Source organism: Pseudoflavonifractor sp. An184 (assembly GCF_002160305.1).
GTDB classification, from domain to species: domain Bacteria; phylum Bacillota; class Clostridia; order Oscillospirales; family Oscillospiraceae; genus Lawsonibacter; species Lawsonibacter pullicola.
The window spans coordinates 1-11,735 of the sequence record NZ_NFKI01000076.1 but is presented as its reverse complement, the minus strand read 5'-3'; the positions used below and the strand labels follow the sequence as shown (position 1 = coordinate 11,735).

14 protein-coding genes and 1 pseudogene are annotated in these 11,735 nt (G+C 46.0%); all 15 read left to right on the top strand.

Annotated features, from left to right (window positions below; translation table 11 throughout):
- Positions 1 to 330: hypothetical protein (locus B5F19_RS17580; RefSeq protein ID WP_204248347.1), on the top strand; the 330-nt coding region annotated here is incomplete at its 5' end.
- Positions 331 to 500: 170 nt separating this feature from the next.
- Positions 501 to 797, top strand: coding sequence for a hypothetical protein (locus tag B5F19_RS15425; protein WP_087292198.1), 297 nt, complete (start codon positions 501 to 503; stop codon positions 795 to 797).
- A gap of 92 nt (positions 798 to 889) precedes the next feature.
- A complete protein-coding gene (locus tag B5F19_RS15420; RefSeq protein ID WP_087292195.1) occupies positions 890 to 1,369 on the top strand; it encodes a helix-turn-helix transcriptional regulator in 480 nt (159 codons plus the stop codon).
- A gap of 27 nt (positions 1,370 to 1,396) precedes the next feature.
- Complete coding sequence (locus tag B5F19_RS17310) at positions 1,397 to 1,819, top strand: hypothetical protein (RefSeq protein ID WP_140394264.1); 423 nt, start codon at positions 1,397 to 1,399, stop codon at positions 1,817 to 1,819.
- Positions 1,820 to 2,656: 837 nt separating this feature from the next.
- Positions 2,657 to 3,679 carry a hypothetical protein gene (locus B5F19_RS15415; RefSeq protein WP_087292192.1) on the top strand — a complete coding sequence of 341 codons (1,023 nt, stop codon included), beginning with the start codon at positions 2,657 to 2,659 and terminating at the stop codon, positions 3,677 to 3,679.
- Between the two features lie 26 nt (positions 3,680 to 3,705).
- Positions 3,706 to 4,464 carry a hypothetical protein gene (locus B5F19_RS15410; protein WP_140394263.1) on the top strand — a complete coding sequence of 253 codons (759 nt, stop codon included), beginning with the start codon at positions 3,706 to 3,708 and terminating at the stop codon, positions 4,462 to 4,464.
- A 464-nt stretch (positions 4,465 to 4,928) separates the two neighbouring features.
- Positions 4,929 to 6,341 (top strand): hypothetical protein, encoded by a 1,413-nt coding sequence (locus B5F19_RS15405; protein ID WP_204248346.1) that lies wholly within the window; start codon positions 4,929 to 4,931, stop codon positions 6,339 to 6,341.
- A gap of 178 nt (positions 6,342 to 6,519) precedes the next feature.
- Positions 6,520 to 6,750, top strand: coding sequence for a type II toxin-antitoxin system VapB family antitoxin (vapB, locus tag B5F19_RS15400; RefSeq protein ID WP_087292186.1), 231 nt, complete (start codon positions 6,520 to 6,522; stop codon positions 6,748 to 6,750).
- Positions 6,747 to 7,148, top strand: a complete 402-nt coding sequence (locus B5F19_RS15395) for a type II toxin-antitoxin system VapC family toxin (RefSeq protein WP_087292183.1) — start codon at positions 6,747 to 6,749, stop codon at positions 7,146 to 7,148. Before vapB ends, B5F19_RS15395 begins: the two co-directional genes overlap by 4 nt.
- Positions 7,149 to 7,165: 17 nt before the next feature.
- The gene (locus B5F19_RS15390) at positions 7,166 to 7,396 is read left to right on the top strand and encodes a DUF5348 domain-containing protein (protein ID WP_087292181.1); all 231 of its coding nucleotides are present in this window, start codon (positions 7,166 to 7,168) and stop codon (positions 7,394 to 7,396) included.
- A 345-nt stretch (positions 7,397 to 7,741) separates the two neighbouring features.
- Entirely contained in the window at positions 7,742 to 8,503 is a 762-nt protein-coding gene (locus B5F19_RS15380; RefSeq protein WP_140394262.1) for a ParA family protein, read from the top strand.
- Positions 8,503 to 8,754 carry a hypothetical protein gene (locus B5F19_RS15375; RefSeq protein WP_087292175.1) on the top strand — a complete coding sequence of 84 codons (252 nt, stop codon included), beginning with the start codon at positions 8,503 to 8,505 and terminating at the stop codon, positions 8,752 to 8,754. Before B5F19_RS15380 ends, B5F19_RS15375 begins: the two co-directional genes overlap by 1 nt.
- Before the next feature lie 261 nt (positions 8,755 to 9,015).
- Positions 9,016 to 9,951 carry a hypothetical protein gene (locus tag B5F19_RS17305; protein ID WP_140394261.1) on the top strand — a complete coding sequence of 312 codons (936 nt, stop codon included), beginning with the start codon at positions 9,016 to 9,018 and terminating at the stop codon, positions 9,949 to 9,951.
- On the top strand, positions 9,938 to 10,468 hold the full coding sequence (locus B5F19_RS17300; RefSeq protein WP_140394260.1) for a hypothetical protein: 531 nt from the start codon (positions 9,938 to 9,940) through the stop codon (positions 10,466 to 10,468). The genes B5F19_RS17305 and B5F19_RS17300 overlap by 14 nt, the downstream gene beginning before the upstream one ends.
- A gap of 267 nt (positions 10,469 to 10,735) precedes the next feature.
- Positions 10,736 to 11,735: pseudogene (locus tag B5F19_RS17295) on the top strand (hypothetical protein); the annotation flags it as partial.

Here is an 11,735-nt window from a genome sequence, read left to right as displayed (position 1 = left end):
GAAGCGCCGGTTAATAGTGTAGATGTGTGGGCAGCGACCAGTAACCAGTACACTGAAAAGAATGGTTTAACTTATGGAACGATGAAACAGGCAGGAGTTATTGGTGAGCCGCCTGATATGGTTAGTGTAGTTGCAACTAATGGGATGCAGGGATGGGTCACGCTTGAAGATTTTTCTCCGGTTCGTTATCTGAGAAAAATTGGAACGTCTGAGGCCGAGATCAATTCTTACATTGATAAAACTATGAATGAAAATGTGCAGAAGTTTATTCCAGTGTATGATATGGAAGGAAATGTTATCGGAGAGTTCCCAACAGGGTACTCGATGTAGTTGAGCGGCTACGATAAGTTCTGTAAAACGAAATAAAAATTTGTTAAAGCGAGGGCTTTGGCCCTCGCTTTTTTTTGCCTTGACATAAATATTACAGTAGATATAATTGAAATAAATTATATAAAATAAATAATTAAGTGTTGTTGAGGCGGAACGAGGAGAGTCAGACTATGGGTGGATTGAAAGAGCGAGAGAGCCAGCGGATATCTGCTGGTGGGTCAACTAGAGGAAAAGGTCAGAAAGTAGGCCAACCTATAGGGAGAGGTCGCCGCGGAAGGCCAAAAGAGGAGAGAGAACTGAAAATAAGGATTAGTTTGTCAGTCTTTCCAAGCTTATATGGAGATATTCAGAAAATTGCTTATGTGCAGAGGCGAAGTATTAGTGAGCTTATTGGAGAGTTGTTAATACAGTATAGAATCGATCATAAAGAAGAGATTATTGAATATGAAAGGATAAAAAATGTGTAAAATAGTCGAAAGGCAACTTACAGTTGCCTGGATGTAAACCTTGTGTGGTTTACATCCAGATGTTCTTGACCTAAGATTTGGAGTGGAAATAGATGGAGTTGCACAAGAAATTATCTAAAGCGAGAAAAGAGAAAGGCATGTCTCAATTAGAAGTCGCAGAGGCTATGCAGGTTTCCAGACAAGCAGTATCAAGATGGGAAGTTGGGGCAACAGCTCCATCTATAGAAAACCTATCATCGTTAAGTAAGTTGTATGGGGTATCTCTGGATTACTTATTGAACGATGAAGAAGATGAGTTAACACCAAAAGATGACGAAGAAGACAAAGGTGAAACAGTTACCTCAAAAAATGATGAGGAAAGTACAGTAGAAAATAGCGATAGAAAAATCAAAGCGGACATTAGAAAGAAACTTTTAATAAGTGCGGTGACGATTCTTATACTTATAGCGGTATGCGTTATTGCAACAGTGTTTCTACAAAAATGGGGTGGTGTTTCTATAGATACACTTACAACTGAACAGTCAATAGTAGAAGATAATGATAATACTGACGAGTTTAATTTTATTACATGAGAACAAAACAAGATAGGAGTGATAAAAATGCAGAGGGTACTGATCCGGGGGCTCCTTAGTGCCGCATTAATTGTAAGCCTTTCTCTACCTGTAGGAGCCGCTGAAAATTCAGTTACAACGGGAACAGTAAGTATTCAGGGAATAGAAAGGATAGAAGCTCGAGCGACAGTATCGTTTGATTTGACAGTTAAGAGTGGATTTACCTCTATTGCAAATCAAGCGTTTCCTATGGAAGCAGGAGAAACGGTTACTATTAAAGCTGCATATACTCCAATGGATGCCAGCGTCGATGTTGGGCTGGTCGATTCAGATGGAGCGTTTCATTACTTCAATGTAAAAAATGGGAGTATTGACAAGACTATTAGAATAGAGACGCGAGGAAATTATAAATTGGCAATAAGAAATAATTCAGGCAATGTGATTTCAGTTTCTGGTTATGTGAAGTATTGATAAAGGTGCGGCGATGATCGCCGCACCTTCTTTGTACGTAAAAATAATACCGGTTTACCCGTTATGCCACGCATGAACGGGTAAACCGGTATACGGTTATTTTTCTGAATATGTTGACAACCTGATTCTACTATGGTAACATGAAAATGGAGGAAAATAGTAGTTGAGACTGCGGATCGGCTCGACGTCGATCAGCGGCTCCGATGGAAAGGAGGCTGGATAGAGCGTCTACGGACGGCGATGGCCGGGAGCTGCAGCATAGATTCCATGCTCGTCTGGGCGAGGGTAAATAGTAATTAGGCCCAGAGCGTCTTGGCCGGGAGTTACCGGCTGGGGGTTTAGCAGTTTGCTAATCAGAAGCCATTTAGGGTTGATACTCCTATATGGTGCGCGGGCTTGCCGTAGTAACCTTTGTGAACTGGAAAGTGCACCATGGACCCCACCATGAGTAATCCTTTTGAAAGTGATGGGTAAGCAAAATGTATCGTGTCCCTATCCACCCTTTGATAGCAGCCGGAATACTGTAGATCTTCCGGAGAGCCACCCACCTCTAAAATGGGCCGACAGATCTCCAACTGCCGTAGAGCTGAATAAATGGGGCTGCACACATAAGCAGTGTAAAAAAGTGTAGGGAGCAATCCCAAAGCCGTCACACATAAGACGTTAAAAAGTGTATTTTGCCAAATGTCGAGTCTCCCAATGGAGCTGGCAGGAGGCGGCTTAGCTTGAACTCATAGAAAACAGGAAATATTGATTTATAGATAAATAGAAATAATGAAAAATAGATTTATATTTTACTATGAAAATATAAATCTATATATGGGAGAAGGAGGGACCATGGGCCGGCGAAACAAGTCGTACTCCAAGGATCTCCACCAGCAAGCCTATGAACGCCTGAACAGTATGCAAGCCTTTGGCGAGAGCCGACGGGCGGCCAAGTCGGAGGGAGCCGACAGAGATAAGATATTTTCCTTCAATACCTACAAGAGCTACTGGAAGCACACAAAATACTTTATCAAGTACATCAAGGAGCACCACTCGGAATGTACCACACTGAAAAAGGCAAGGAAGTATGTGGGCGAGTGGTTGCAGGACGGCGTGGACCGGGGTCTCTCTGCCTGGACGATAGGAGTGCAGCGGTCAGCCATGGGGAAGTTGTACGGGATTGCCCCGGATGATGAAGATTTCTTCAAGGCACCCAAGAAGCAGAGAGAGAATATCAAACGGAGCCGCGGCGTCCGGGTACGAGACAAGCACTTCTCCAAGACCAATAATGACGGTCTGATTAAGTTCTGCCAGGGGACAGGGCTGAGACGGAAAGAGCTGCAGGAGCTTCGAGGGAAGGATCTCATGACCAGGGCGCAGATCGAGGCAGAGATCTCCGAGCTGAAGAAGCTCCTACCGGCGGAGCTGACGCCGGACGCTGAGAAACGCCTGGGAATGCTCAAGGACGCGCTCATGTTCCGGGAGGACTACTTTACCCACGTCCGCAACGGAAAGGGCGGCAGGGAGCGAGTAAGCCCCATCGTCGGCCCGAATATTGAACAGATCGTGGAGCGCATCAGGAACACGCCGGCGGAAGAAAAGGTGTGGCAGCACGTCCACCAGAGCGCCGATATTCATGGCTACCGGGCCGAGTATGCCACGGCCATCTATAAGAGCCACGCCCGGCCTATTGTTGAAATACCTTATGATCGGGTAAACAAGGGGACAGGACACCGCTACCAGAGCCAGGTCTATACCTGCAGGAGAGATGAGTCCGGCCGGAAGCTGGACAAGGCGGCCATGTTGGTCTGCAGCAAGGCCCTGGGCCACAACCGGCTGGAGGTTGTAGCGAATAACTATATCCGGGATCTGTGAGGAGGTGGGTTGCCATCAGCAAATTTGTGAAAGTAACTACCCTGGGAGGGTATAAGGAAGTCCAGGGAGGGTATTCTGATCCGGCGTGCACCCATGTAATTCTCACAAAACAGGAGTATGATAAAATCCTTCAGGAAAAGCAAAGAGCAGAAATGGACGCCGGGATTGCAAAGAGTAACGCAGATAAAGCAGTTACAGAGGCCGAGAAAAATGCGGCGAATACAGTGCAACAGGCCCGTCAGGAGGCCAAGAAAGAGGTGGCAGCTATCCAGGGCCAGCTGGAGCAGGAAAGGGCGGAGAGTGCCCACCAGCGCGCTCTGAACGCCAATTTGCTACGGATCGCCAAAGAGCGTGCCAATGCGGACCGGAAACTAAAACCGAAGAAAGAGCACACTGGATATGTAGTGGTGGCCTCCGGAGAAAAGGAGTACCGCTATAAGGACGGATACCGAAAGCTCCAAAACGTGTTACTGTGGGAAGCGGTAATTCAAAGCCCTTATACGATTGATATGCCAGAAGCAATTGTACGTAAACAGATTACAAGGGATCTGCTTAGAAAGAACGAGGCTGGAGAGACATTGATTGGCAGGCTTGGGATCAATGGCTATTATCCCGGCAACTATGAGAGTATGGTAGACGATCATCAGTGGTGTTCGGAGCCGGAGAAGTATAATATTGCTCTTGAATTTTATTTTCAAATGAATGGAAGGTATGGCTACTGGGAAGTAAAATTTTTCCACACCAGGGCGCTGAAACGGATTCCAAACGATTTGAGGCTGCGATAAAATAGCCTGTCCATGGACCTTGAAAAAGACCATTGGACAGGCTATAATGACAATCAAAAATAGGGAAAAAACTCATTGATAATATATGCCGTGTGGAGGGGCTATACGTAGCTGGAGAGAGGGGGAAAATGGGGGCTACAAAAAAATAGGGAATTAAGTCATTGATAATATATGCCCCCTTTAAGGCCGTTAGGCCCTCAGGAAATCTTTTAATTTTCTCTCTCGGACAGGGAGAAAGTCGGAGGGGAAAAGGGGGGTGAGCGGCGGGGTGTGGGAATGTGGTAAACCCGTAGGGTTTTCCATCATTTCCATGCCCCAGAGCGAGGGGGGAAAGGGGGAGGTGACTTTCTCTTTAAGGCCCCGTAGGGGCCGCTCTTTGGCTCCCCCTTTCCCCCCTTCCCGCCCGCAGGCGTCCCCGCCGCAGCGGATTTCTTTTTGCTACTTTTTCTTTTGGAGGTGAGCGTATGGCTATGGATCAGCAGGCCGCTATGGAGCGGCTGCGGGAATTGTATCATGAAAAGAATGAGCATTTGGCAAAGTTCCTGGAGCCGGTTACGCCCTTTGAATTTTATCGGGAGATCTTCCCGGTAGGCAGTTTTGAGCGGAAAGGCCATTTTGAGGACGCGAAGGGCAACGGGATCGCGGTGACGGTTCCGCCGAAGGCGGCGGGGATTGCTCTGGAGATCGAGGGTGACGGAAAGGCCAAACGCTATACCATCACGGATGAGCTGACGGAGCTGTCGGAGGTCTTTGATACTGACTTTACCATTATGTCCCCTTTGTCCTATTTCGGCCGGCGGCGGTGCGGCAAGAACGCCCGGTATCTCTATGCCCTGGTCTTTGACCTGGATGGGGTGGGTATGCCTCAGCTCCGGGATACGCTGCACCAGATGAATAAGGATATTCTTCCCCAGGCAACCTTTGTCGTAAACAGTGGGACGGGACTTCACTTGTATTATGTCTTGGAAGAACCGATCCCTATGTACCCTCATAACCAGAAATGCTTGAAGGAATTAAAGTATGCCCTTACCCGGCAGATATGGAACAGGTACACTTCCACCATTAAGGAGCCGCAAATGCAGGGCATTTTACAGGGGTTCCGGGTGGTTGGTTCCGGCTCCAAACTGGGCCGGGAGTACCCTGTGACGGCGTACCGGCTCGGCGGGAGGGTGACGCTGGAAAGGCTGCTGGACTTTATCCCAGACAGCAACGGGGAGCAACAATACCTTGTGGGCCTCATGCGGAAGGGTCGGCTTTCGCTGGCCGAGGCGAAGGAGAAGTACCCGGATTGGTACGAGCGTCGGATCGTCAAGAAGGAGCGGCGGGGTCGTTGGGTGGTTAAGCGTGACCTTTATGACTGGTGGTTGCACCGGATCGAGGACGAGATCCGGGTAGGCCATCGGTTCTATGGGATTATGACGCTGGCGATCTATGCGAAAAAGTGTGATATTGACGAGGATGAACTACGCCAGGACGCTTTTTCATTGCTGAAACCTTATGATGATATGAGCATTGAGGATATAAACCGCTTTACCAAGGATGATGTGGTGTGCGCCCTGGAGATGTTCAACGAGGATTATGTGACATTTCCCAGGGATGATATTGCCAGGCTTTCTGGACTTTCCATGCCGGTCAATAAGAGAAATTGGCGTAAGCGGAGGGAGCACCTTCAAGTAATGAATACGATGAAGGCATTGAAGAAGCAGTTGGGGGAACCTGTGAAGGAGGGGCGGCCAGCTGGCAGTGGTACGGCCCAGAACCGGGTGCAAGAGTGGCGTCAGCAGCACCCGGCGGGCCGGAAGGCCGACTGCCATCGTGACACGGGTCTTGATCCGAAAACCATTCGGAAGTGGTGGGATATAGAGCAGGGAAAGTAATGAATTACAAATTTATGGGAGTGACGAAACGGTTTCGTTAGAAATTTGAGAGAAGCAACTAAATGTAAACAGGAAGTTACATGGAGCAACTATAGTTCATAATCAAAATCGTGGGATAAATAGAGACTATTGACAAATAATATATATCGTGATATATATTATTTAGGAGGTGACCATTATGGAGACAGCGAAGATTTTTGAAAATGGAAGGAGCCAAGCTGTACGGCTGCCGAAGAAATTTCGATTCAATGTCGAGGAAGTTGTGGTACAGCAACTTGGGGATGCGGTTCTCCTGGTTCCAAAGGAATCTCTGTGGCAGACCTTTATGGATGGATTGAATAGCTTTACCAGCGACATTTTTGAGAACGGGCGAGATCAAGGTGTCCAGGAGGAGAGAGAAAGTCTATGACCTATATGCTGGACACAAATATTTGCATTTATGTAATGAAGAAAAAACCGGAGAATGTGCTGCGGCGATTTCGAGAGGAAATGGATGGAGGAATTTGCATTTCTTCCATTACACTGGCGGAGCTGGAGTATGGAATGAAACATAGCTCAGACCCAGTAAAGAATGAGCAGGCGCTTCTTCGGTTTTTGGCTCCGCTGAGTGTCCTTCCATTTGGAGCGGCTGCAGCGTCAGAGTACGGAGAGATCCGGGCTTATTTACAAAGTCGAGGAACGCCTATCGGTCCGCTGGATATGCTGATCGCTGCCCATGCACGAGTAGAAGGAATGACCCTGGTGACAAATAATATGCGAGAATTTGAGCGTGTCCCAGAGTTGGATCTCGAAAACTGGGCCGAATGAAGAAGGAGGAAGAACCTTTGAAGCAAAAGATATTGCAGATCGGTTATGAACAGGAGCGTGATCGACTGACCTGGGACGGCTGGGATATTCATTGCGGCCAGGGCCTGGATGTACTGCTTCCGGATCAGCTCGGTGGGGGCACGTGGCGATCTGTTTCCTTTGAGTACAATTCCGAGGGATGGTATATGCCAGGGCACCCTGGGGTTTCCCCGGTTGGCCTATGGGCGCGTGAGAGCGCGGAGGGCTGAGATGAATTGCCGCTATACTGACGATCAGCTGAAGGAAGATGTGGAGCGTACCATTGGGATCAGAGCAAAGGATATTGAGAAGATTCAATTCTGCGGTCTATGGCATATTCGGTTTCGGGCGTTTGGAACAGACTTTTATTATTATCGTGCCGATTCCGATGATACAGTGCATTTGGTTGAGTCACCCTGGCAGTGGAAGTAAAGACAGAGAAAGCCGGCCATATTGGGCCGGCTTTTTTCTTGCTTTCTGGATTTCTATATTGCTATAAAAATAGATACATAGTAAAATAGAAATATAGATACATAGAAAACTATAATTCTATAATTGTAGAAGGAGTGAGAACAATGATAATTGCAGTAGCCAATCAGAAGGGTGGCGTCGGCAAGACAACTACGGCCCAGGCCTTGGCTGCAGGTCTGGCCGGAAAAGGGTATAAGGTGCTGGGGATCGATCTTGATCCCCAGGGAAACTTCTCATCGGCCTGCGGCGTGGAGAGTTACAACGTCCCGACGATCTATGAGGTGATGAAGCGGGCGGCCACCATCCAGGAGGCCATGCAGCACGCGAAGGGTGGCTATGATGTGGTGCCGGCGAATATTATGCTGGCCGGAGCCGAGCAGGAGCTGTCCCAGACTGGGAAGGAGCACCGGCTGAAGGAGACCGTGGCTCCGGTTGCCGGTGACTATGATTTTATCGTGATTGACACGCCGCCTTCCCTGGGCGTGCTGACGGTGAACGCCTTTACCTGTGCCACCGATATACTGATCCCCACCACGGCCGGGATCTTCGCAACGGCTGGGATCTCTCAGCTCAATGAGACGGTTACCAGTGTCCAGAAGTATTGCAACCCTGGCGTGAAGATTCGGGGCATTCTCTTTACCCGGTTCAATCCTAGGGCCAACATCAGCCGGCAGATCAAGGAGCTGGCAGAGCAGTTGAGTGAATATATCTCGGCGCCGATTTACAAAACCTATATTCGCTCTGCAGTGGTAGTGGAGGAAGCCCAGGCAAACCGAACCGATCTATTTGAATATGCCGGAAAATCTACGGTGGCCGAGGATTATAGAGCTTTTGTCGAGGAATTTTTGAAAGGGGAAAACGAGTGATGGCAGGAAAGGCGAAGTTTGACCGGGAGGCGGCATTCAAGCAAATTATTGGGCCTGATCGGGAGCCGGAGGCGGAAAGCCAAGAGATGCCTGTGGTGAAAGTGAAGAATAAGGATCGAGTGCAGCGGTCGTATTTTCTGGATCGAGATATCGAGAAAGCCTTACGGCGAATGGCGTTGGATGAGGAAAAAAACCTTACAGAGACGATTAATGAAGTCTTACGAAAAGGATTGGGAAAGTATTTATTGTAAATAAAATATTTTATTTGAGAGAGGCTGAATGTAATTCAGCTTCTCTTTTTTAAATTTATAGAAGCAATGAAGGGGGCAACTAAAAATTTCCTTATATGAAACTATTGAGTGGTTTACTATGTATATTCAAATGGTATTGTAAAGATAGAGAACTTAGGATGTTTATAGTGAACAATTATTTGAGAAAGAAGGTGATAGAAAAATACTGATGAAAGGTGTACAGAAAAAATCGTATTAACGGAAAAATAGTAAGGAGTGACTATGATGAAAAAGATGCGACTGTTTAGACGTATTACGGCTACTGCAATGGTTTTTGCGATGGTAGGTATTACATCAGCGTTTGCAGCTTCGAGTGAAAGCTATGGTTCTATGACAAACGGAAAAGGGGAAATAGACCATATTATCCTCAATGATGTTTTACCGGAAGAAGAAAAGTTGTCTACGAAATCTTCTGCTTCTCCTGATACGGAGATGGTTATTTCTGACTCCCCGACAAATGGGAATGGAGAAATTAAGCATATTATTGTGATCGATTCAGAGGTCATGCCGCTTGCGACCTATAAAGATTATGAATTGCCGGCAAATACTGCTGTATTTTTCGCGGGGGAGAGCGTGACGTCTGCGAAAATGAGTGTAGAATATATGCCGACAAACTTAGATTTGTATTATGGATTAGGAACCAAGCCTGATGGATCTGGAACCCATTATGCAAATAGAGCGACAGGAGGAAGTGGAAGTACGACAATTAGACCGTCTAAAACAACTTTCCTCTATCCGTATCTTGCCAATGGAAACAGCAAAACGATGTATGTTGATTTTAGTTATACTATTACTACGGCTGTGCGAGCGGCCCAAGAAAATGATGAGGGCACAATTATGCCGCTTGCTAATTTAAGTATGGCTTTTTCTAATTTAGGACCAGGAAAGTTTATTACATCAGATGAAACTTACTACATTAACGATGCGGATTCTATTTTGACAATTGAATCTATGACCTGGAAACCGGCCTCTCAGGATATAAGAGTTGGTTGGTATAATGTTAAGACAGGAGACGCTGTCTATACTCTGTGTACGGACGGAGACGTTTCTAATAGACGGTTGAATTCTTCTCGCTTAGATAAGGGCGACTACAAGATTTATATTAAGAATGTTGGAGATCAGTCGGTTACTGGAGCCCTTCAGTATGAAGTTAGTTAATAAAGGGAAGGAAGGAATAATTCTTTTATGCCTATTATTTCCTCTTTCTGGATGCTTAAATCAAGGGTCAAGTGCTGGTGCTGAATCAACGGCGCAAGATCCAGTTATGAATACAATAGTAGAGCGTGCATTCCCTTTTGAAGAAAATGTAACAGATGTTACGTTGTTTTTTAAAGAGCAAGAGGATATTTTTGATAGTGATGATCCAAAGGAATCGTTAGTTTTAGATAAAACAGATGCCGCTTCGATATCTCGAACAAAAGATCTTGTAGATATAGGTGGGGCAAATAAAGTTCGGAGTATGGCAGTGCATTGTACTTGGATGTCACCAGCACGGACGCTTTACATTGGTTTGTATAATAAAGTAACAGATCATTATTTTATAGCAATGTTTGATGGTGGTGCTGTTTCGGGACTACTTGATTTAACGGAGCTTCCAGAAGGACAATATGGCGTAGTAATGTATAGTAGTGACAACGAGAATGTGACAGCAGTAATGAATTATCAATTTTATTAATCTTATCCCCTGAGAGAAGCTGAATTTCCTTCAGCTTCTCTTTTTTTAGAGGTAAACCAAAGAGGGGATAAACCGAGCAACTAAAAATTTCCTTCAATGAAACTGAAGGGTGGTTTACTTTATATGTAATTGAGTGATACCGTCTAAAAGTAGGAAAAGGTATGTTTATATTATTGTCAGATCATATGAGAAAGAAGGTGAGAGAATAAAAGAAAAATATTGTATTATGGAAAAACTAATCATTTAAGTGGTAAGGAGTGAACAATAATGAAAAAAATGCAATTGTTTAAACGGATTTCTGCCATGGCTATGGTGTTTGCTATGGTAGGGGTTACTTCGGCTTTTGCTGCAACAGGGGCAACGGAGCATGAATCCGGGCATATTACAGAATCTGCAGGGAGTAAATCGTATGATATTTACTCCATTCTGTATGAAGATTCTACGAATCGTTATCGTGCATCGGCTTGGGCAGTAGTTTCTGATCACTCGCAAGTTCCGGCAAAGTATATTGGTGTAGATGCCTGGCTTTGTACTCCGCGAGATCAGATTCTTGCATCTACTGGATTTGTCTATAATTCTTCTGGTGCAACCTTTGAGTATGCCTGTACTGCAAGGCAATACACACCTCAAATGGTTTATGCAGCGGGAGAGGTAGATCTCTATACTGGAACGACGCATAAATATGTGGAAGTGCCAGAGTCACCATATGTGGGAGGAGATCTCAGGGCTGTAAATCAATTAGAAGAAGTCAAGGCTTTCCCGGTCAATGAAAATGGAGATACCTATGGGACCGTCAGAACAGCGAAACTGGTAGGATATAAACCGGATCTGATTGCTGCGGTTGGAAACGGTGGCGTAGAAGGGTACGTAAGAATGGATGATATGCGCCCCAACATTACCAGTGAAGCTGATATTGAAGCGTACTACGAGAAATTGGAAAACGATCCGGATATTCCGCTCTATGACATGAACGGAAATGTGATTGGAACATTTACAATTGGGGGGAATGAAGATCTGGCCCCAGAAGCAACGACGGTAGAAGAGGCGAGAGCTGCCATTATGGCAGACATGAGCAGTCCTGTAGTACCAAATGAAGATGTAAATCAAACCAAGGATCGGCTATTGAATGAAAATGATAATCTTAACACTATTTATCATGAAGCGCCGGTTAATAGTGTAGATGTGTGGGCAGCGACCAGTAACCAGTACACTGAAAAGAATGGTTTAACTTATGGAACGATGAAACAGGCAGGAGTTATTGGTGAGC